The organism is Solimicrobium silvestre (assembly GCF_002976435.1).
GTDB lineage: Bacteria > Pseudomonadota > Gammaproteobacteria > Burkholderiales > Burkholderiaceae_D > Solimicrobium > Solimicrobium silvestre.
The window spans coordinates 42,113-62,590 of record NZ_PUGF01000006.1 but is presented as its reverse complement, the minus strand read 5'-3'; the positions used below and the strand labels follow the sequence as shown (position 1 = coordinate 62,590).

Annotated in this window: 19 protein-coding genes; 8 read left to right on the top strand and 11 right to left on the bottom strand. The window is 47.2% G+C overall.

Features of this window, described 5'->3' with window-relative positions:
* Nucleotide 1: 1 nt before the first annotated feature.
* The 8 genes from S2091_RS07925 to S2091_RS07890 all read right to left on the bottom strand — a co-directional run bounded on the left by S2091_RS07925 (nt 2) and on the right by S2091_RS07890 (nt 8,030).
* Nucleotides 2–1,600 carry a M23/M56 family metallopeptidase gene (locus S2091_RS07925; protein ID WP_105531261.1) on the bottom strand — a complete coding sequence of 533 codons (1,599 nt, stop codon included), beginning with the start codon at nt 1,598–1,600 and terminating at the stop codon, nt 2–4.
* Between the two features lie 2 nt (nt 1,601–1,602).
* Nucleotides 1,603–1,977, bottom strand: coding sequence for a BlaI/MecI/CopY family transcriptional regulator (locus S2091_RS07920; RefSeq protein ID WP_105531260.1), 375 nt, complete (start codon nt 1,975–1,977; stop codon nt 1,603–1,605).
* A 138-nt stretch (nt 1,978–2,115) separates the two neighbouring features.
* Complete coding sequence (locus S2091_RS07915) at nt 2,116–3,477, bottom strand: GAF domain-containing sensor histidine kinase (RefSeq protein ID WP_243405350.1); 1,362 nt, start codon at nt 3,475–3,477, stop codon at nt 2,116–2,118.
* Nucleotides 3,478–3,650: 173 nt separating this feature from the next.
* Nucleotides 3,651–4,637: a hypothetical protein gene (locus S2091_RS07910; RefSeq protein ID WP_105531258.1), complete on the bottom strand. Its 987-nt coding sequence runs from the start codon at nt 4,635–4,637 to the stop codon at nt 3,651–3,653.
* Nucleotides 4,638–4,697: 60 nt separating this feature from the next.
* A complete protein-coding gene (gene ybaK, locus S2091_RS07905) occupies nt 4,698–5,195 on the bottom strand; it encodes a Cys-tRNA(Pro) deacylase (RefSeq protein WP_105531257.1) in 498 nt (165 codons plus the stop codon).
* A gap of 161 nt (nt 5,196–5,356) precedes the next feature.
* Nucleotides 5,357–6,259, bottom strand: a complete 903-nt coding sequence (xerD, locus tag S2091_RS07900; protein WP_243405349.1) for a site-specific tyrosine recombinase XerD — start codon at nt 6,257–6,259, stop codon at nt 5,357–5,359.
* Nucleotides 6,249–6,737: a methylated-DNA--[protein]-cysteine S-methyltransferase gene (locus S2091_RS07895; RefSeq protein WP_105531256.1), complete on the bottom strand. Its 489-nt coding sequence runs from the start codon at nt 6,735–6,737 to the stop codon at nt 6,249–6,251. The genes xerD and S2091_RS07895 overlap by 11 nt, the downstream gene beginning before the upstream one ends.
* A 333-nt stretch (nt 6,738–7,070) precedes the next feature.
* Complete coding sequence (locus S2091_RS07890) at nt 7,071–8,030, bottom strand: DctP family TRAP transporter solute-binding subunit (protein WP_243405348.1); 960 nt, start codon at nt 8,028–8,030, stop codon at nt 7,071–7,073.
* Nucleotides 8,031–8,218: 188 nt separating this feature from the next.
* Here S2091_RS07890 and S2091_RS07885 point away from each other — a divergent pair, with 188 nt between their 5' ends.
* The gene (locus S2091_RS07885) at nt 8,219–10,114 is read left to right on the top strand and encodes a PAS domain-containing sensor histidine kinase (RefSeq protein WP_243405347.1); all 1,896 of its coding nucleotides are present in this window, start codon (nt 8,219–8,221) and stop codon (nt 10,112–10,114) included.
* A 2-nt stretch (nt 10,115–10,116) separates the two neighbouring features.
* On the top strand, nt 10,117–10,749 hold the full coding sequence (locus S2091_RS07880) for a response regulator transcription factor (protein WP_105531255.1): 633 nt from the start codon (nt 10,117–10,119) through the stop codon (nt 10,747–10,749).
* Nucleotides 10,750–10,769: 20 nt separating this feature from the next.
* On the opposite strand, the gene queG is transcribed toward S2091_RS07880, so the two are convergent.
* The gene (queG, locus tag S2091_RS07875) at nt 10,770–11,870 is read right to left on the bottom strand and encodes a tRNA epoxyqueuosine(34) reductase QueG (protein ID WP_105531254.1); all 1,101 of its coding nucleotides are present in this window, start codon (nt 11,868–11,870) and stop codon (nt 10,770–10,772) included.
* A 46-nt stretch (nt 11,871–11,916) separates the two neighbouring features.
* On the opposite strand from queG, the gene tsaE reads away from it, so the two are divergent.
* The 4 genes from tsaE to S2091_RS23825 all read left to right on the top strand — a co-directional run bounded on the left by tsaE (nt 11,917) and on the right by S2091_RS23825 (nt 15,734).
* Nucleotides 11,917–12,402 (top strand): tRNA (adenosine(37)-N6)-threonylcarbamoyltransferase complex ATPase subunit type 1 TsaE, encoded by a 486-nt coding sequence (gene tsaE / locus S2091_RS07870; RefSeq protein ID WP_105531253.1) that lies wholly within the window; start codon nt 11,917–11,919, stop codon nt 12,400–12,402.
* Nucleotides 12,366–13,784, top strand: coding sequence for an N-acetylmuramoyl-L-alanine amidase (locus S2091_RS07865; RefSeq protein WP_105531252.1), 1,419 nt, complete (start codon nt 12,366–12,368; stop codon nt 13,782–13,784). The genes tsaE and S2091_RS07865 overlap by 37 nt, the downstream gene beginning before the upstream one ends.
* A 20-nt stretch (nt 13,785–13,804) precedes the next feature.
* The gene (locus tag S2091_RS07860) at nt 13,805–14,200 is read left to right on the top strand and encodes a GFA family protein (RefSeq protein ID WP_105531251.1); all 396 of its coding nucleotides are present in this window, start codon (nt 13,805–13,807) and stop codon (nt 14,198–14,200) included.
* A gap of 100 nt (nt 14,201–14,300) precedes the next feature.
* Nucleotides 14,301–15,734 carry a hypothetical protein gene (locus S2091_RS23825; protein WP_133166877.1) on the top strand — a complete coding sequence of 478 codons (1,434 nt, stop codon included), beginning with the start codon at nt 14,301–14,303 and terminating at the stop codon, nt 15,732–15,734.
* Between the two features lie 66 nt (nt 15,735–15,800).
* Here S2091_RS23825 and S2091_RS07850 read toward each other — a convergent pair whose 3' ends face one another.
* Nucleotides 15,801–16,445 (bottom strand): VTT domain-containing protein, encoded by a 645-nt coding sequence (locus S2091_RS07850; RefSeq protein WP_105531249.1) that lies wholly within the window; start codon nt 16,443–16,445, stop codon nt 15,801–15,803.
* 82 nt (nt 16,446–16,527) lie between these two features.
* Here S2091_RS07850 and mutL point away from each other — a divergent pair, with 82 nt between their 5' ends.
* Complete coding sequence (mutL, locus tag S2091_RS07845) at nt 16,528–18,387, top strand: DNA mismatch repair endonuclease MutL (protein ID WP_105531248.1); 1,860 nt, start codon at nt 16,528–16,530, stop codon at nt 18,385–18,387.
* Nucleotides 18,387–19,325, top strand: coding sequence for a tRNA (adenosine(37)-N6)-dimethylallyltransferase MiaA (gene miaA, locus S2091_RS07840; protein WP_105531411.1), 939 nt, complete (start codon nt 18,387–18,389; stop codon nt 19,323–19,325). The genes mutL and miaA overlap by 1 nt, the downstream gene beginning before the upstream one ends.
* A gap of 302 nt (nt 19,326–19,627) precedes the next feature.
* Here miaA and S2091_RS07835 read toward each other — a convergent pair whose 3' ends face one another.
* Nucleotides 19,628–20,407, bottom strand: coding sequence for an enoyl-CoA hydratase (locus S2091_RS07835; RefSeq protein ID WP_105531410.1), 780 nt, complete (start codon nt 20,405–20,407; stop codon nt 19,628–19,630).
* Nucleotides 20,408–20,478: the final 71 nt, after the last annotated feature.

Below are 20,478 nucleotides of genomic sequence, written 5' to 3'. Positions count from 1 at the left end.
GCTAGTTCATTTTGATCGCGTTACGTGCCCGCAATGCCGACTGGGATGCATGTTCGTCCAATCCTGCCAGCAGGCGCTGCGGGTCGATCAACTGCTCACCTTGCCAGGCTTCTACATGCAAGTGCGGACCGGTAACTTTGCCGCTCGCGCCTGAATAGGCAATCACTTGTCCGGCCTTGATGACGTCGCCGACTTTTACTGTGCTGCTGCCCAGATGGGCGTAAAGCGAACGCAAATTATCTGGATGCTGAATCACCACGACACGTCCACGTCCGTAATGCGGATCGTTTTCCCATTGCTCAGTAGAGGCGATAACCGTGCCGTCCGCCATTGCTAATACCGGAGTGCCCAGCTTGGCAGAGAAATCAATTCCGTGATGTCCGTTTGGGGTCAGCTTGCCTTGCACTCCGTAGAACGCATTAATGTGTACGTCGCTGACTGGATTGCTCCACTGCGGTAACGTGGCAGTTGATTCAGTAGCATGCGCATTCTGATTCGTTACAACACTGGTGGACAGATCAACGGATTCATCATGCAAGGCAAAAGCCGGTTGCAATAACATGCTGCAAATTAGCACACCAGCCAGTCCAGCCGCGACTGTGTATTTGCTAAGCCAGTTTGAGTTTGGCAAGGTATTGCGTCGGATTAAATTAATGCGGGTGGCAAGTGTGGCGCCTTGCATTGCGCCGAATGCCAGTGCAGGAAGAGCTGTGTCGAACAGGGCTTGCTGCGCTTTTAATTGCCCAACCAGAGCTGCCGCATAGTGTTGACGCTGCTGTTGCGAGCGACCAGTCAACACTTGCTGATCGCAGCCTAATTCCTGCGCCCAATTCAGTCGCTTACCGAGGCTGCGCAATATTGGATTGAACCAGAATAGAGTTTGCAATAGTGTGCTCAGATGTAGGAATAGCAGATCATGCCGGCGCCAGTGAGTTAGCTCGTGGGCGACAATTAAGCGTTGTTGTTCAGTGTTAAAACTACGCAAGTGCTGCGGCAGCAACAAGCGCGTCGTCTTGTTGAGCCCAACCCCGACTAACATCGGTGACACTGCCGCACTGGTCTCCATTATTTGCACGCGGTTTAGTGCATATTCAGGTAATTCGTTTAGCGCCGGATGTGTACGCAACGCCTCACCAGTTAGCACTTCAGAAGTCGTAAGCAAAGCCTGTAGCTTACGTTTTGCCAGCAACCAGCGCGTTAGGTTGAGCGCTAATCCTGCGCTGTACACTGCCAACCAAATCCATGCAAGGTGAGTCACGTTAAAAGTACCAACTTCCTCGTCGCTTGCTGGATCTGTTAATTTTGTTTGCTCCACAATTGGACGCGCCATATCGATATGTGTTGGCATGTCGTGTTTGCTGGTTGCCGCAATAGTAAAGGTAGGGAGGATGCTCAGATGCGCAGTTTGCGGTACCCAAACCAACAAGAAGGCAACGCCAATTGCCACTTGCGCCAGCAACCATACCGAACGTTGAATCGACAAGCCCGGCCATATTCGCACAGCGAGTGCTAACACGCCCCACACAATCAATGCGACGACCGTGCAACTGATGCTGGCTTGCAGGAATAACAAAGAAAAATTAGTGATGATCTCGTTCATGATTACTCCTGATCTGTCGGCCAGTCACGCAACAATTGTTCCAGTTCAGCTAACTCGCGCTGATCGACCAGTTTACTGCCAGTGAACATATTGACGGGTAACGGCGCATCCATCTCCATCACGCGTCGACCGAAATCATGTGCGAAGGCGGCTAGTGTGTTGACTTTGTCCAGGCTCGGCTGATAGACCAAAACCCCGTGCAGGGTTTGCTGGCTAACCATCTGCTTTTCCAGCATGCGTTCAAGTGTTTTGCGGGTAGATGAAAACGACCAGTTCAGTTCCTCAACAACGCTTTCGTGAATTTCGCGAGCGCTGAGCGGCTGCTGCTTCCACAGCGCTTTTAGCAGACTCAGTTCGGTAATGGATGGAATAGACATCAAATCAGCTCCGGTTTGTGACCAATGAAGCGATTGTGTGACATAAGTCACATTGCGTCAAGAATTATTTGCGACACTTGTCACATGGCATGGGTGGGGTGTGAATGCTGGCTAATCTCCGATGCAGGAGTTTGAAACCTATTTAAGCTCTGTAACAGGAGCAACTCTAGGCAGGGTAAGTGTGAAACGCGCTCCTTGATCTGGCAAGCTTTCAACGACGATAGTGCCGCGCAGAGCGGAATGAGCAAGGTTATACGCGATGTGTAATCCCAGCCCGCTACCGCCGTGCCCCATTGCGGTAGTAAAAAAAGGATCAAATACACGTGCTAAATTGGCTTTAGGTATACCAATTCCGTCGTCGCAGATAATTAAGCGAACCATGTCATCTTCCTGCAACTCAGCGCTGACCGTGATTTTGCCGTGAGTGCGACCAACGAACGCATGCATAATTGAATTACTGATCAGAATGCTCAATATCTGGCAAAGCGGGCCCGGGTAGCTATCCATCGTGATCATGGCAGGAATATCACTTTCGACCACGACTTGACTCTCGCTGATAGGTGAAGTCAATGTCATCAGGATGTCAGCGATGGTCGCCTTTAAGGAAAAGCTGCGGTGATTCAAGCTGGTTTGATCTACAGCGACCTGCTTGAAACTGCTCACCATGTCTGCAGTACGGCTCAAGCTACGCATCAAAATATCTGCGGCCTCGCCCAATGTGGCAACGAATTCGTTAATACGTCCGCGCGTGATGCCTTTGGGTAGTTCAGCCGCCAATGTCGCAACTTGATATTGCAACGAACTCGCGGCCATCATGCTATTGCCAAGCGGTGTGTTGAGTTCGTGGGAAACGCCTGCTACTAACGAACCCAAGGCCGCCATCGTTTCTGCTCGCACCAGTTCGCACTGCATTTTTGTCAATGAGGCGAGCGCAATGCTTAACTCTGTATTCGCCTGCTCCAGTTTTACGGCATCTCTTTTTTGGCTTTCAATGGCTTGCAGCACTTCAGCGTAACTAGCTTGAAGTTTCGCTTGCTGTTCAATGATCTTAAAATCGGCCTCAATGCTTTTTTTAATTTCCCACAGCAAATCTATATATTTGGTTTGATACGAGCGCGTTTTGTTGTCTAACACACAGATCGTCCCGAATACTTCCTCGTTAGGTAGCATCAGCGGAACCCCAAGGTAGGAAATCATGTTCAGCGCAACATCTGGATTGTGGTTCCAATGTTCATCCAGCAGTGCATTTGGCACTTGCAAGATCGTGCGACTAGCCATCACGGTTTCACAGTACAAGCCGGTATGCAGGTTTGCCTTTTCCTTCGCTTCATAGGGATTTTTAGCGGTATGGCTAGACACCAGAACTTCAATTTGCTCCGGCAGGACACGCATAATTAAGCCAGCGGGCACATCAAAAATATCGGCCATGACGTTGGTCGTATTTTGCCACTTGGCAATAAACTTATCGGGAATCTCATCGGCGATCGCGTGCATTGGCATACTCACAGTCCAACCTTTGCTAAATGGGAAGTTAAACACTTAAGCGCTTGATCTGACGTAGCAAAGACCAAGCGACCAGCAGCAGATTATCTGCTCAATTTAGTGTAGTGCAAGACAGCTTCTTTTCAAGAAGCCTTGGGAGTATGGGGTTTAATCTGATCAAATGCGTCAACTTAAGTAGCCGGAAGTTTGTCCACCATCGCCGTAACGGCTTCTTGCAGTGTTGATTTTCCGTTCATATAAGGCAGCCAAATATCATTCAGCGATGGCACGAAAATAGACCAGCCGCGCTGATATACCCCGTTTTTATCCGCATAAGGCCGGTAATCAAGATTAGCTCGTTGCTTGTACACGTCCTGAACCACTTTACCAACCGTATAAAACTGCACCGCATGCCATAACTGGAATTTATCTGATCGATCAGTCGCCTTTAACCTAGCGTCAATTGCATCACTCAATGTATCGGTCACATTAATATGCGACGCTTCGTGGTACAGCATTTCCAGCGTTGCCAGCCCAGAATAGTCAGCCCGGCCACTTGGCAGTACCGTTTGCTCATCGGTATAGGCGCCTCTTCTATCCCCGGTTTCCACTACCACGTCATCGCGTACTGGTGTGAGCGGGAAGCCATGTTGCAGGTAATGCTCAATCCCAGCTTGCACTTCGGCGCCATACAACGCATCAAGCGATTTAGCCTGTTGTATCCATAGCTGGTTGCTGCGGTCTTGAATTGACCACAGACCGCGCGCATAGATTGGCGCAACACTGTTCAGTACAGCGATCAGGTCGGGAGGTAAATTTAAACCAGTTGCATCGCGGCGCGTATCGTCCACGCTTAATGCTACTTTAATGTCGGTCATGGTTTTATCAAATAACAGGCTGCGCTTTGCGTAATTATCCCGATAAAAAGTTACTGCGTTCTGCAAAGTTTGCCACTCAGCGGCGCTTGGTTTTTCTTGCCAAGGTAATGTCTCAAGCTTGCCATCATGAACGGCAGCATCAACCAAAACGTGATGCAGATTCATTAAAAATGCGCTGTGGAATTCAAAAGTAACCCGATGCGCAGGCGCTGAAAAAGATGAAGTAGTTTCATCCGTTGTTGCGGCTGATGCTGAGTTAAAAACTAGAAGAGAAAGAAGAGCTGCGAGCAGGTTTTTCATAAAATATTTCGCCTAAATTGAAATGATATTGTCAGGCACTCGATTAATGAAATCAAACATTTAACTAGCTTGTGCGAGCGCGCATTCAACCGCTTTAGCTTGCAGCGTTTCAATCAAAATTTGCGGAGCAATTCCCACCAAATAACCACGCCGTCCACCATTTATATAAATTTTTGGTAAATCTAAAATAGCTTTTTCCACATAAACAGGCAAGGCTTTTTTAGTCCCAAACGGCGAAGTGCCGCCTACCTGATAACCGCTATGACGTTGCGCAATATCGGGACTACACGGCGCGACACTCTTGCAGCCAATCTGGCGCGCCAGGTTTTTGGTGGAAACTGTACAGTCACCATGCATTAGCACAATCAACGGCTTCCCCGCCTCATTCTGCATCACCAGGGTTTTAATGACGCAATGTTCATCCACACCCAATTCACGCGCCGAAACAGTGGTGCCGCCGCGTTCTTCGTAAGTGTAGGGATGTTCAGTAAACGTAATGCCAGACTTGCGTAAAAATTGCGTGGCAGGCGTTTCGGAGATGTGTTTTTGGTGGCTCATATTAGTGGCCTTGCGTTGTTGGACGTTAGCTTATTTTTCCTCATTGGTTGAGGAATTAGAATTATAACTAGCTGTAGATAAAACGGGGCTTTGTTTGGATTACCTGAAACAGCCTCATCTTGCTGCTATTTTGGAAGGTCAGACATCGATTTTTAATGAACTCACCCGCGAGGATGATGTTCCTTATGCAGCCGCTTCAACCGTTCTCGCGCAACGTGCGTATAAATTTGGGTCGTCGTTATATCCGAATGGCCGAGCAGTAGCTGCACTACACGCAAATCGGCGCCGTGGTTAATCAGGTGAGTGGCAAAGGCGTGTCTTAACGTGTGGGGAGAGAGTGGGGCGTTAATCTCTGCTTGCAGACTGTATTTTTTTATCATTATCCAAAACATTTGCCGTGTCATGGCACCGCCGCGTGCGGTGACGAATAAAGCATCGTCAATTTGACCTTTCATAATTAACGGGCGAGCTTCTTTTAAATAACGGCTAATCCAGCTGCTGGCGATTTCACCAAATGGAACCAGACGGGTTTTGTCACCTTTGCCTGTGATGCGCAGTACGTTGTCATTCAAACTGACTTCCTGCATTTTCAGTAAAACTAATTCAGTCACGCGCAGGCCGCTGGCGTACATTAATTCCAACATGCATCGGTCACGCAGGCCGAGTTCTGTTGAGTGGTTTGGTGCGGCTAATAACGCTTCAACCTGGGCTTCGCTCAGGGTTTGAATATTGCGGGTCGGTGTTTTGGCTGAAGCGATTTTTAAAGTAGGATCAGCTTTAATTTTTTGCTGGCGTAAAGCGTGTTGGTAAAATCGTTTAAAAACGGCTAAGCGGCGGTTGGCAGTTGTTGCTTTGCTGCTTTCATGAAGGTAACTGGTGTACTGATTTATCTCAGCCGCACTCGCGTTGATTAATGAATCATGTTCTTTGGATGTGCGCCATTTTGCAAATAAAGTCAGGTCGCGGCGATAGGCTTCCAGTGTGTTTTTTGATAAGCCGTCTTCCAACCAAAGTGTGTCGCAAAATTCATCAATTTCAGATTGCATTAATGGATTAATAACCATGTACACCTTCATGTGCTAATAACCAGCGTTTCACCGTTAAGTGAAAGCCAGCCACTTCACTATGATGGGCAAATCCACCTAAACCTTTTGCGGCGGTCACCCGATGGCAGGGAATAATTATTGGGTACCAATTTGCTCCACAGGCTTGCCCAACCGCGCGCGGTGCAGACGCAATCTGTTTGGCAATTTGGCCGTAGTTAATTACTTGGCCGAGAGGAATCTGAGAGATAGCTTGCCATACTTTGCGCTGATGTTCGGTGCCAATGGGTGCTAATGGGACGGTAAATTGAAAGGCTGGATTTTCAAAATAGCACTGAATTTGATGTGTTACTTCTTGGGTTAATGCTGTTGCCGGTTCTTGCAGAGCGTGGCTAGCCGGAAGATACTCAAGCTCTCGTAATAAACCCGCTTCAGTACGAATTCCCACTGCACCAAAGGGCGCCGGAATGACAGCGCAGAACCAGGTATCTTTATTCATTGAGCGGCACCAGTCGGAAATTTATTGTATATATGATGATACTAAAACTAGATACAAAAAAGGCGTATCCGAAGATACGCCTTTAAAAACTACTTTCGCGCTTTTTGCTAATGTCATGCTTTGCATGCTCAGCTATATTAAAACGCGGTCTCCTCGATGTTGTGTCGGATAACTCCGATTTTTATACACCCGCTAAACTCACATTGGGAGCAAAGATATCACAGCGCTTTTATATATGCAAATTCATGTTACATGTGAAATACATCAATTTATAAATTGTGGTAAATATGCGGAAAATCGTTTAAAAAATAGCTAAAAAATTAATTGCGTATTTCATTCATGTGAATTACCAACTTCTTGAGTCACTGCATTTAGTGTCTCTTTTCCAATACGCGTTTCCATTTGCTGTTGCACGGGAAGCAAAGCTTTGCGCCACTGAATTCGTTCCGCTTCCGTCAGTTCGTAGACGGTGGTTTTGCCAGAGCTTCTAATGGCCGCCAAGTCTAATTCGTTTTGTTGTTGCGCCATGGCATTGGCAAATTTAGTAGTTTCATTCATTGCACTGCTGAGTTGGACTCGAATTTCAGCAGGCAAATCTTCCCAGAATTTTTTATTCACGATGACGGCATAACCTAAATAGCCATGATTGGTTAAGGTTAAGTATTTTTGCAAATCGATGAATTGCATCATGTAAAAATTGGATGGCGGATTTTCAGTGCCATCGGCTAAGCCAAAGCGTAAAGAATCAATCGCATAAGTAAATGATAAGGTAAGTGGCGTTGCACCCAAGTCGCGCATTTGGGTCGCTATTACTTTGGAGGGTTGGATGCGCATTTTTAAACCGCGCATGTCGTCTGGCGTGTGGATAGGCTTGTTGGCCGACATGCTTTTAAAACCGTTATCCCAAATGCCCAAGCCAACAATATTTTTGGTTTCAAGCCTGCTCAATAAGTCGCGGCCAATCGGACCTTGCGTTACGCGGTGCAACGCTTCTTTATTGGGGAATAAATAAGGCAGGTCAAATACCTCAAATTCATGGAAGCCTAAGGCGGAAAGTTTGGAAAGCGAGGGCGCCAGCATTTGCACTACACCAAGTTGCAAGGCTTCCAACTCTTCATTGTCTTTGTAAAGTTTGCTGTTCGGGTACACGTCAACTCGTACCCGGCCTTTGGTCATTTTTTCGGCTAATTCTTTGAAATGGATAGCCGCCAATCCTTTGGGCGAGTCATTGGCGACAACATGGCTGAACTTGATTACAATCGTCGTCTGGGCATAGTTGCTCCCAGTTATCATAGCTAGTGCCATAAATATCAAGGCATAATGTCGGATGCGCAGCATTTTCTTCAGTCTCTGTTCTTAGTAAAGTGCCTATTTTAAAATTGCCAAAACCAATAACCATTGTGGATAACCACATTTCAAGAACGCGCTCCCCGTTTATTAAGCAACATTGGGTTCCGCCCATATTGCTTGCAATACTTTTATTGCCAGTATTAATTCTACTTCCTTGGCGCTCCCAAAAAATTGAATTTGAAGACCGACAGCAACAATTAATCGCAGATACGTTGTGGGTTGAACAAGGAATTCGATTTCAATTAATTAGAAACGAAGATAGCTTACGCGTTTTAGGCGACGATATTATCGCTAATAGTGTTGCTCCTGAACAGTTAAAAGCGCGATTTTCAGCACTTATTCAAAAGCATCCTGAGTTACATCAATTAATTTGGTTGGATGCCAAAGACCAGGTGCGGTTTAGTACGCGTCCCTTTACCCCTGCTGATTTTTCATTGTATTCAAAGCAAGCTATCGTGCATGCGCGCTCTAGCGAAACACCTCAGTATGCACAGCCAGCTACCCAGGAAGGCGAAGATTCCGTTATTTTAATGGACTATCATTTACCGCTTTTTCGACATAATCGTTACATAGGTAGTTTAGTTGTTAGTTACGAAATGTCAGAAATTTTAGAAAAATTGGTTCCATGGTGGTTTGCTAAAGATAATGAAATTAGTTTGACCGATATTGACGACATCGTATTTGCCATGCGCGCCGATGGCGGTTACGGGCATAACGTTTATACCCATAGCCGGAACCTGGATTTATCCGGCGTGAATTTAATATTGAAAATTAATAGCATTAAAAGTACGCCTAGATTGTTATCTAACTATTTAGTGGCGGCGGTAGTGTTATTGGGCTTAGGTCTTGTGTGGAGCTTATGGGCATTGTGGCGTGATATTTTGCGTCGTCAGGCGGCTGAAACTGCATTGCGGGAGCAAATGGCATTTCGTAGCGCAATGGAAAAATCGTTGGTTACCGGCTTACGGGTAAGAAGCCTGGACGGGCGGCTGGTCTACGTGAACCCTGCTTTCTGCGACATGGTTGGCTATACCGAGCAACAACTGGTTGGGCAAAAGGCGCCATTGCCATTTTGGGCTGCCGAAGCGATTGATAGTTATCAGAAACGTTTACCTATCATGGGTAAAAATATGTCTTTAAGCGGTTTTGAGACAGTGTATAAACATGCCGATGGTCACCTGATTCCAGTGTTGATTTATGAATCGGCTTTGCTGGATGACGATGGCATGCAAACAGGCTGGATGGGTTCTATTTTAGATATCAGCGACCGAAAACAGGCTGAGCAAATTTTGCGACAGCATGAAGAAAGATTAGAAAGTAGTGCCCGACTTTCTACTATGGGAGAATTAGCTTCCGTAATGGCGCATGAATTAAATCAGCCGTTGGCGGCAATTTCCAGTTATGCCACTGGCGCATTGAATATGATGAAAATGGGTGATGTTGAACCAAGCGTGTTGCAACCGGCGTTAATCCAAATGCAAAATCAGGCGCAACGTGCCGGACAAATTATCCGCAGCGTGCATGACTTTGTCGTAAAACGTGAACCTAATCGTACTCAGATGCAGCTAAAAGCGGTATTTAATAGTGTTCTACCGTTAATCGAATTGCAGGCTAAATCGTATCTGATTAATGTGCAAATTTATATTGAACATCCCTTGCCGGATGTCTTGGTCGATTCAATTTCATTAGAACAAGTCATACTTAATTTAACCCGCAATGCCTTGCAAGCGATGCAGGAATTAACCCTGCAGCAGCGCATATTGCAAATTGAAGTAAAAAAATATGGCAATTATGTGCAAGTTGAAGTGATCGATCATGGTGCTGGCATGGACCAAGATGTAGTCGATCGCTTGTTTTCCCCGTTCTTTTCAACCAAGGCGGAAGGAATGGGAATGGGCTTAAACATTTGCCGTACCATCATTGAATTTCATGGTGGGCAGCTTACATTCCGCGCCAATCCAACGGGCGGTACAATTTTTTGTTTTACTCTCCCGGCCATTGAGAGTAGCTCTACTATAGAAGGATAGACATGTTACATATCGTTGATGATGATGCCGATTTACGCGACGCCTTAGTGTGGATGGCCAAGTCACGCCAACTGCCTTGCGTAGCCTACGCAAGCGGTGAACAATTTCTTGGCGCATTGGCTAGCTATGGAAGAAATGGCTCAGGAACAGCTGCCGAGCATGCTGCCCAATTTAGCTTTGACCCCAAAGGTGACTGCGTTTTGCTCGATGTGCGTATGGCAGGAATCAGTGGTATTGCCACGTTTGATCTGCTAGCCGAGCTGCCAATAAGTAAACGTCTGCCCGTTATTTTTATTACCGGACATGGTGATGTACCGATGGCGGTGGATGCCTTAAAACGTGGCGCGTTTGATTTTTTTGAAAAACCATTTAATGACAACGCTTTGTTTGATCGCGTGCAAGAGGCCTTGGAGTTATCTCGGCAAGCAGGTGAAATGGCGGTGGTGTATCAGCGTTTAGCGAATTTAACTACCCGTGAACGTGAAGTGCTTGACCTGATTTTGTTGGGGAAAATGAACAAACTGATTGCTGATCAGTTAGGCATTAGCATGCGCACGGTGGAAGTACACCGGGCGAATATTTTTGACAAAATGGAAGTGAAAACGGCGGTGGAGTTGGCCGGCTTACTCAAATAGAGTTATTCAAGTGGGCTTATTCAAGCAACTATTGCCGTTTGTTGCAGTGCCCAAAGTACATGCTCACGTACTATTTCGGATGGGTGCGATATCTGTTTCTGTAATGCAGAATCAAGCTCACTGGTATCCATTTGATGCATAGAGAGCTCACGTTTTGCGTTACCTAAACCAACTGCCAAATTGCGCAACCAGCTGATGTAGCCTATTCGTCTTATCGGGCTACCTTCCAGTTTCTTCATAAAGTCCGCTTCGCTCCAGCTAAACAGATCGATTAAGCTGGCATTATCCAAGCCATTCCTGACGGCAAAATCAGCTTGTTCGCTGACTTGGGCAAATTTATTCCACGGGCAGCACAGTTGGCAATCATCGCAGCCATAAACGCGGTTACCGATGAGTGGGCGCAGTTCAATTGGGATGCTGGTTTTGAGTTCGATAGTGAGGTAAGAAATACAGCGCCGCGCATCTAATTTATAGGGAGCTAAAATTGCCTGGGTCGGGCAACTGGTGATGCAGGCAGTGCATTGGCCGCAATGCGGGGTGACGGGGGGATCAACGGGCAGTGGCAAGTCGGTGATGATTTCACCAATAAAAAAGAGTGACCCGGCCTGCCTGTTCAGTAGCAACGTGTGTTTCCCGCGCCAGCCTAACCCTGCTTTTTCTGCTAGCGCTACTTCCATGACCGGTGCTGAATCGGTAAACACACGGTAACCGAATTCGCCCACTTCAACTTCAATCCGGTTAGCCAGTTCTTGCAAACGTCCACGCAACACCTTGTGATAATCGCGCCCGCGGGCATAGAGTGAAATAATTGCTTGCCCAGCTTGTTGGGCGCGTTGATGTTCTACATTGCGCCAATTTGGCGGACTTTCTGGTGGTAAATAATCCATCCGAACCATGATGGCGCGCAGCGCCCCGGGAACTAATTCGGCAGGTCGGGCACGCTTCATTCCGTGCGCTGCCATGTACTCCATTTCACCATGATAACCAGCGGCTAACCAGGCAGAAAGCCCCGCTTCATGCTGGGAAAGGTCAACGTCCGAGATGCGGACATCAGAAAATCCCAATTCTTGGCCCCATGCCTTAATGCTAAGTGCCAGAAAAGGGTAATTGTCGTTTATCATGCTGATTAAAATAATATTCTAGAAGTAAATAACCGTATTTTACGAGATGCCGCACTATAAAACCCAATTAAAAAACGAAGCCGCAACAGACGCCCTTGGGCGTTGTTTGGCCCGTCAACTCGTTCCTGGCTTAGTCATTTATCTGCATGGTGATTTAGGCGCAGGTAAAACCGCGCTGACTCGTGCATTGTTGCATGCCGCTGGCTATGAGGGCCATGTAAAAAGTCCAACCTATACCTTGGCTGAGCCTTATGAAGTGCAATTGTCGGGGCAAACAGTCACGATTATGCATTTCGATTTATATCGAATGACCAGTCCGGAAGAGTTTTTAGAGGCCGGATTTAGAGACGTTTTTAATCATTCAACAATCTGTGTGGTGGAATGGCCTGAAAATGGCGATGGCGTTTTACCAGCCCCTGATTTAGAAGTATTTTTAACTGTCGCAGGCACTGGCCGCCATGTAGAATTACGGGCATTATCGGAGAAAGGAAGTGCATGTCTGAACCAACTCAATTTCGCTCCGAATCTGTAACGCAGATGGATAAGAAATTAAACAAACAAAAACGCTCCCGCCGTATTTTTTTACAAAGTGGCGCTACGTTGCTACTTTCCGTTTTAGTTCCTAAACTTTCGTACGCGGCACAAATTTTGGCCGTGCGGGTTTGGCCTGCTGAGGAATATACGCGCGTCACATTGGAAGGTGATGTTGAGCTAAACGCGACCCAGTTTATCGTGAAAGATCCACTGCGCATGGTGGTGGATATTGAAGGTTTGGAATTGAATTCCACCTTAAAAGAAATCATCGCTAAAATTCAATCGAATGATCCCTATATTAAACAGGTAAGGGTGGGGCAAAATCGCCCTAATGTAGTGCGACTGGTTTTTGATCTTAAAGAAGAAATCAACCCACAGGTATTTACCTTGAAGCCGGTCGGCGAATATAAATATCGTTTAGTGTTTGATTTGTATCCGGTTAATCCGGTTGATCCGATTGCTGCTTTAATTGAAAAAGGGCAGTGGTTGCAAGACGCACCGGTTGCCACGTTGGGTGATGAATCTCAGCAGACTATGCAACCCCAGCCGCAATTACAAGCGCCACAATTGCAAGCACCGCAAGCGCAAGCAATGCCGCAACCAAAATTAAACCCGAATCCAGAGCAACCTCTGCAGACTGCGCCAGATTTAAAAAATGTGCCGCAACTAACGCGCATGATCACCATTGCACTCGATCCCGGTCACGGTGGTGAAGACCCGGGCGCCATTGGTCGCGGCGGAAGCCGTGAAAAAGATGTGGTGTTGTCGATTGCCAAACGATTAAAAGCCAAGATAGAGACGCAGCCCAATATGCGGGTATTTTTAACGCGGGATGCCGATTTTTTTGTGCCGCTCAACGTTCGGGTTGAAAAGGCGCGCAAGGTTCAGGCTGATCTATTTATGTCAATTCATGCCGATGCATTTATTGAAAGCAGCGCGCGTGGTTCTTCGGTCTTTGCTTTGTCCGACAAAGGTGCCAGTTCTACTGCGGCGCGTTGGTTGGCGAATAAAGAAAACTCTGCCGATCTGATCGGTGGCGTCAATATTAAAAACCACGATAAACAGCTTGCCAGCGTGTTGTTAGATCTTTCAACCACCGCGCAAATTAGCGACAGCTTAAAGTTAGGCAGTGCGATTTTAAATGAAATTGGCGGCATCAATCGCTTGCATAAAGGTTCGGTTGAGCAAGCGGGTTTTGCGGTGTTAAAAGCGCCGGATATTCCTAGCGTGTTGATTGAGACTGCTTTTATTTCTAACCCGGAAGAAGAGGCAAAGTTAACTGATGAGAATTATCAAAATCAGATGGCGGATGCGATTTTAAAAGGGATAAATCGGTATTTCGCTAAAAAGCCACCGTTGGCTAAAAATCGCCTGACTTAATCGTTTTTGAAAGAATTAGCATGATCAAAACAGTCGGAACTACCGTAATCAACGCCAAGCATAAAGCCACCTGCCATTGCGGGGCAGTTGAATTGCTACTTGCATTACCTGATGGAATAGTTAATCCGCGTCGCTGCGATTGTTCAATCTGCCGCAGAAAGGGCGCTATCGTAGCGTCGGTTCTGCTTTCCGGTATTACCATTATTAAAGGTCACGATGTATTGAAGTTGTATCAATTCAATACCAATACCGCCAAACATTATTTCTGCTCCAATTGCGGTATCTACACACATCATCAACGGCGCTCAAATCCAAAAGAATACGGCTATAACGTTGGATGTTTAGAAGGAGTGAATCCATTTGAGCTTGGCGAGATTCAGACCTTTGACGGTGTAAGTCATCCGGCTGATCGATAGCGTCTAGTCAACCAAACCTTCCTGCAAGTCGTTTTTATAGCTTCTATGAATTTACCGCGTGCTCGATGCTGAGCTTTACTATCCATTTTTGGAGAAAAATTTGAAAAAACTTATCATCGGCACAGCAGTGTTGCTGAGTGGATGTGTGGTAGAACCTGCTCACATGTATGTTCAGCAATCTCCACAGTACCCGCAATATGCACAACCTAGCTACGCACCCGCAGAAGTGGTTTATCAAGCCCCAGCTCCTCAGCCGGTAGTGAGTGTTTATGTTGAGCCGCCGCAGTATCAGCCTGCTCCTGTTTTGGTCGCGTGGGCACCGCCGCCGATGTTGGTTGAATCTCCGCCGATGATGCCTTATGACGGTGCAATCTGGACTGGCGGGTATTGGGTCTGGGAAGGAAACTGGGTTTGGGCGCATGGCCGTTGGGCCCCACCTCCGCACCCGGGTTATGGTTGGATTAATCCCTACTATGAAAATCGTGGTGGATCAGTTGTGTTTGTTAATGGATTTTGGGCAGCTCCTGGCGTGGCTTTTGTCGCGCCGCCGATGGGTATTAATATTGCGATTGGTATTGTTGCTGTGGGCATTATTGCTGGTCCGCGTCCTATGGGGCCTGAAGGTGTATTTGTGCCACCACCGCCTGGTTCGCATTTTGGATTGATCGTTCCCGCTCCAATTGGTACGGCCCCTGCTGTTGTGACCAGTGCACCTCCGATTATTCGTCAAGGTATGCGCATTACTGTGAACAATAATGTCAATAACAGCGTTACGAATAATGTTAAAAATGTTTATAACGTCACCAACGTTACTAATGTTACTAACGTGACGGTTGTTGCTCCAGCTGGTACGACGGCCAACGGACAAGCATTTAATAATTCGGTCCCAGCTCAGCCGCACTTGGCTGCTGCAATGACGCCGGTAGTAAAAGCCTACGCGCCGCAACCTGCATCGTCTAAGTCGATACCTGCTTATGTGGCAGGACGTCAGCCAGTAGCTCTTCCGCCACCGCAAGTTGTGCATTCTGAAGTGTCACCTGCAATGGTAGCTCCACATCCGCAACAAACGCAGGCTGCACCATCGCATCCGCAGCCAATAGCAGCTCCTGCGGTACCTCAGCATGTTACGCCAGCACCGATACCTTCTGAGCAGGAAGAGCGATATCAGCAGCAACGCTCGAACCCAGCGCAACCAGCAGCAAATGAGCAGCGGAATATGGAAAAGCTACAGGAAGAGAAGCAACAGCAAGAAAAACAGCAACAGCAGCAACAAGAAAAGCAGCAACAACAGCAACAGCAACAGCAACAGCAGCAAAGGCTGCAACAGGAAAAGCAGCAGCAACAGCAACAACAACAACAACAACAACAACAACAGCAACAACAACAGCAACAACAACAGCAGGAAAGGCTGAAGGAAGAGAGGCAGCAGTCAGTTGGTAAACCTGCTCAAGAAGTCAAGCCAAATAAGCCAGCTGAAAATCGATCGAAAGAGGAAATTGAAAAGCAAGAGCGCGAACATGAGCGCAAGGAATAGTTTGAATTAAAGCTGTGTCGTACGGTGCATGGGGCGGTCACAAAGGGTGGCCGCCCCATGTATTTATTAATTTGCTGTTAAGTTCTTAAATAACTTCCAGGCAGCACCAAGTAATAATGGCACCACTGCAGCACCTACGCCGATTAAGACTACAGTATTTAAATGGTCGCGCAAGATTGGGATGTCCCCTAAAAAGAAGCCTGCCATGACTAATAAGACGACCCATATAACAGCGCCGATCACATTAAAAATCTGGAAGTTTTTGTGCGTCATGTCTGACACACCTGCTACAAATGGTGCGAAAGTTCGGACGATAGGAATAAACCGCGCCAATACGATAGTTTTACCACCGTGTTTTTCATAAAAGGAATGGGTTTTTTTCAGTGCGTCTTTATCTAGCCAGGCGTAATCGCGCTCATATACTTTATGTCCGATAGCACTTCCGACCCAGTAATTAACGGTGTTTCCCAATATCGCTGCGGTAATTAACAATACGCATAATAACCAGGGATCTATAGCCCCTGTAGCACAAAAAGTACCAGCGATAAATAACAGCGAATCGCCCGGTAAAAATGGCAAAACGATTAACCCCGTTTCGCAAAAAACAATGGCAAACAAAATGACATAGATTAATGTGCCATATTGTGCGATGAATAGGCCTAGAGTCTTGTCAACATGTAAAATCATGTTGAAAAATTGCATGAAATCCATAGTTCTCCTTTGTGGAGCCGAAATCATACACTATCTAAGATTCGCAATTTACAATTAATAATACGATTTATAATTCTGCTCTATGACGCAATCACACTCCCAAATTCGCCCAATTCAGGCTTTGCCTGACAATTTAATCTCCCAAATCGCCGCTGGCGAAGTGGTGGAACGTCCTTCCGCAGTTGTTAAAGAATTATTGGAAAATGCGCTGGATGCCGGTGCTACCCAAATTACGGTACGCTTGGATCAAGGCGGCGTTAAGCGGATTGCAATTACCGATAATGGCCGTGGGATTGCACCTGAACAGTTGCCATTAGCTGTGGCGCGCCATGCGACCTCAAAAATTGCCTCGCTCACGGATTTAGAAAATGTCGCTACACTCGGGTTCCGTGGCGAAGCCTTAGCCTCGATTGCCTCAGTGTCGCAATTCATGATGAGTTCGCGTACGGCGGACGCAGAACATGCATTTCAAATTGAAAACGGCGTAGTGAGCCCAACTTCCGGCGCGCCGGGCACCACAGTTGATGTGCAAGAGCTGTACTACAACACGCCGGCGCGACGTAAATTTTTAAAAACCGATCAGACCGAATTTGGTCATTGTGCCGATGTGGTGCGCCGTTTGGCCCTAGCGCGACCCGACGTAACATTTACCTTAACCCACAATGGTAAAACCGTAGATCACTGGAATATCGCCAGCATGGATAAACGCAGCGCACATATTATGGGCGCTGAATTTGCCGAAGCACGATTGGCGATAGATCATTCCGCCGGCCCGTTGCGCCTGCATGGTTTTGCCGGTTTGCCGACTGCTTCCAAAGCCCGCGCGGATGCACAGTTTTTTTATGTAAATGGCCGTTTTGTACGTGATAAATTGTTGACGCATGCAGTGCGTGCGGCGTATCAAGACGTCCTGCACGGCGACCGTTATCCGAGTTATGTGCTGGCTTTGCAGCTTGATCCATCGTTGGTCGATGTGAATGTACATCCCTCAAAAATTGAAGTGCGGTTTAGAGATGGCCGCGCCGTGCATCAGTTTGTGTTTCATGCGGTGCAAGCAGCGTTGTCGCATACTTCGGCGACTGCCTTCGGGACTGCACCAGCGCCGTTGCCAGCGGCGGTTTTATATGATGCTAATCAACCTATTCCAACAACTTCTGCCAATGCATGGCGCCCTGATGGGCAATCGCAACAGGCTTTATTTCAACGTTCAAATGGTTATGGCGTAGCACAATCCACGGCGACATATGGAGCTTTATTTACAGCACCTGATACAACACCAACACCGTACCAAAACACGAACGTAGGGCTCACTAATTTAAGCCAGTTCACAACAATAAAACCAGAGACTGACACAGATGAATTTCCGCTTGGTTTTGCGTTGGCGCAATTGCACGGTATTTTTGTTTTAGCGCAAAATAGTCGCGGTATGGTGTTGGTCGATATGCATGCCGCGCATGAACGAATTTTGTATGAGCAATTAAAAAATGCCTTGGACGAAGGTGCAATGACGGTGCAAAATTTACTAATACCCGTAACTTTTTATGCCGACCCACAAGCTGTTAGCGTGGTCGAAGAGCAGCAAGATGTATTACGTTCATTGGGGTTTGAAATGGCGGTATTGTCGCCCACCACCTTAGCGGTGCGTGCCATTCCTAGTCTGTTAAAAAACGCCGATGCCGAATCGTTAGCGCGTGATGTACTGCGTGATGTCGGCGAATTCGGTGCGTCGCGGGTGCTGCTTGAGCGACGTAATGAAATGCTCGGCACTTTGGCTTGCCATAGCGCAGTGAGGGCCAATCGCAGTTTAACTACCGTAGAAATGAACGCCTTGTTACGCCAAATGGAACACACCGAACGGGCCGACCAATGCAATCATGGCCGGCCAACCTGGGTGCAATTGGCACTGGGCGATTTAGATAAATTATTTTTGCGCGGTCAATGATGACTCCTAACGTTATCGCCATCATGGGGCCAACCGCCTCAGGAAAAACCGCTGCCGCATTGGCGTTGGCGCAACATCTGCCGTGTGAAATTATTTCGGTTGATTCAGCGCTGATATACCGCCAGATGGACATCGGTTCCGCCAAGCCGAGTGCCGCTGAACTGGCCGCCGTGCCGCATCATTTAATCGACATTATTGATCCGGCCGAAGCCTATTCGGTCGCCCAATTTCAAACCGATGTGATGGAATTAGTGCAGCAAATAAGCGCGCGCGGCAACGTGCCATTATTAGTTGGCGGCACCATGATGTATTTCAAAGTATTGATGAATGGCTTGGGTGATTTACCTCCCGCCAATCTGGAAATTCGAGCCAGATTAGATGCAGAAATCGCTGCGAATGGCGTGCAAAGTCTGCACGCTAGATTAGCGTTGTTAGATCCGATCACGGCAACCAGATTGCCGCCTGGCGATACTCAGCGCATCCAGCGTGCGTTAGAAGTTATTGAACTTACTGGTCAGCCTTTATCTACTCTTTTTGCGCAACAAACTACGATTGAACCGCCATTGAATATTCATGCATTTTCATTGGAGCCGAGCGAGCGTAGCGTTTTGCATCAACGCATAGCGCAGCGTTTTGATGTGATGTTGCAGCAAGGCTTTCTAGACGAAGTATGCGCATTACGCGCACGCGGAGATTTGAATTTAAACATGCCGTCGATGCGCTGCGTCGGTTATCGGCAAGCGTGGGAGTATTTGGATGGTGTATATGATTTGGCCGAGTTACGCGAACGTGGCATCATCGCCACCCGACAACTGGCTAAACGCCAACTCACTTGGCTACGCTCTATGCCAGAACGGATCGTGCTGGATTGTTTGCAGCCGGATGTGATTCAGACGATGTTGCAGCAGTTGGAGCGATGGAATTATCGGAGTAAATAGGGAGAAATTCGTCTTTTTGAGCAGTATTTAAAATACACCCTCCTATTTTTTGAAAAATTTTACGCGTCCATTTGTTTTCCCGTCGCAATTCCAGCTTGAGTTGCGCAGTAAATTGGCGAGCCTGCACGAAGAATCTGCTGCAGCACCGTTAAGTCAGAAGCGTGGCACGGGTTTGTTCATGGCCCTGAGGGAATGGGAGTTTGCAGGATTCACGCAGCTTCGGCGCACGTAAGCAGCATTTGAACGTAACATAGCCGGTCAATTGTGACCGGCTATGTTTAGTAACAACTGCTCAGTTCAATTCAAGAAAACTGGCTAAAATCCGGCTTACGTTTTTGGAAGAAGGCCATAAACGCTTCTTTGGCTTCCGGTCCATTCAACATCTTCCCAAATTGCTGCAATTCGCCTTGCATCACTTCATTGACTAAACTGGTTTGGCTAGCTTTCATCAAGCGTTTAGTGGCACGTAATGACGCAGCTGGCAGGGCGACTAACTTGCTGGCTTGCTGGTTGGCGTAGGCTAACAATTCTGCGGCTGGAACGACCTTGTTTGCCATGCCCATTTCCAACGCTTCTTGCGCACTAAATGCTTCGCCTAGCATGAGTTTTTCGGCTGCGCGATGGTAGCCGGCAATTTTTTGTAGCAGGATACTGGAAGAGAATTCAGGGCATAAACCGAGTTGAGAAAATGGCATAGTGAGTTTGGCGTTATCGGCCAAATATACTAAATCGCAATGCATTAACAGGGTGGTGCCGATGCCGACGCCTAAGCCTGCTACGGCGGCAATCACTGGTTTTTGTGCACTGCTTAAGGCGCGCATGAATTGAACCACTGGGGTATTTTCCGCATCACCGCTGACAAATTGCGCGGCGTTTTTCATAAAGTCTTCCAGGTCATTTCCAGCAGTGAAAATGCTATCTGATCCGGTGAGTAATATAACGCGTACTTCGTTATCGGTTTCGGCGGCGCGTAGTGCGTCAGCCATGGTTTGATACATGGCACCGGTGATCGCATTCTTTTTTTCTGGGCGATTAAAGGTGATGGTGAGTATGCTGTTTTCTTTGTTAGTTAGAATATCCATTTGCAGTTCCTTTGTTTGCTTCAATTTGTTGTGAATGGCCATAAAAAATAAGCCGCGCAAGGCGGCTTATT

What these genes read in the sequence shown, in the direction of transcription:
- S2091_RS07925 (WP_105531261.1), bottom strand. Translation starts at nt 1,600, where the DNA reads ATGAACGAGATCATCACTAATTTTTCTTTGTTATTCCTGCAAGCCAGC.
- S2091_RS07920 (WP_105531260.1), bottom strand. Translation starts at nt 1,977, where the DNA reads ATGTCTATTCCATCCATTACCGAACTGAGTCTGCTAAAAGCGCTGTGG.
- S2091_RS07915 (WP_243405350.1), bottom strand. Translation starts at nt 3,477, where the DNA reads ATGCCAATGCACGCGATCGCCGATGAGATTCCCGATAAGTTTATTGCC.
- S2091_RS07910 (WP_105531258.1), bottom strand. Translation starts at nt 4,637, where the DNA reads ATGAAAAACCTGCTCGCAGCTCTTCTTTCTCTTCTAGTTTTTAACTCA.
- ybaK (WP_105531257.1), bottom strand. Translation starts at nt 5,195, where the DNA reads ATGAGCCACCAAAAACACATCTCCGAAACGCCTGCCACGCAATTTTTA.
- xerD (WP_243405349.1), bottom strand. Translation starts at nt 6,259, where the DNA reads ATGGTTATTAATCCATTAATGCAATCTGAAATTGATGAATTTTGCGAC.
- S2091_RS07895 (WP_105531256.1), bottom strand. Translation starts at nt 6,737, where the DNA reads ATGAATAAAGATACCTGGTTCTGCGCTGTCATTCCGGCGCCCTTTGGT.
- S2091_RS07890 (WP_243405348.1), bottom strand. Translation starts at nt 8,030, where the DNA reads ATGATAACTGGGAGCAACTATGCCCAGACGACGATTGTAATCAAGTTC.
- S2091_RS07880 (WP_105531255.1), top strand. Translation starts at nt 10,117, where the DNA reads ATGTTACATATCGTTGATGATGATGCCGATTTACGCGACGCCTTAGTG.
- queG (WP_105531254.1), bottom strand. Translation starts at nt 11,870, where the DNA reads ATGATAAACGACAATTACCCTTTTCTGGCACTTAGCATTAAGGCATGG.
- tsaE (WP_105531253.1), top strand. Translation starts at nt 11,917, where the DNA reads ATGCCGCACTATAAAACCCAATTAAAAAACGAAGCCGCAACAGACGCC.
- S2091_RS07865 (WP_105531252.1), top strand. Translation starts at nt 12,366, where the DNA reads ATGTCTGAACCAACTCAATTTCGCTCCGAATCTGTAACGCAGATGGAT.
- S2091_RS07860 (WP_105531251.1), top strand. Translation starts at nt 13,805, where the DNA reads ATGATCAAAACAGTCGGAACTACCGTAATCAACGCCAAGCATAAAGCC.
- S2091_RS07850 (WP_105531249.1), bottom strand. Translation starts at nt 16,445, where the DNA reads ATGGATTTCATGCAATTTTTCAACATGATTTTACATGTTGACAAGACT.
- mutL (WP_105531248.1), top strand. Translation starts at nt 16,528, where the DNA reads ATGACGCAATCACACTCCCAAATTCGCCCAATTCAGGCTTTGCCTGAC.
- miaA (WP_105531411.1), top strand. Translation starts at nt 18,387, where the DNA reads ATGACTCCTAACGTTATCGCCATCATGGGGCCAACCGCCTCAGGAAAA.
- S2091_RS07835 (WP_105531410.1), bottom strand. Translation starts at nt 20,407, where the DNA reads ATGGATATTCTAACTAACAAAGAAAACAGCATACTCACCATCACCTTT.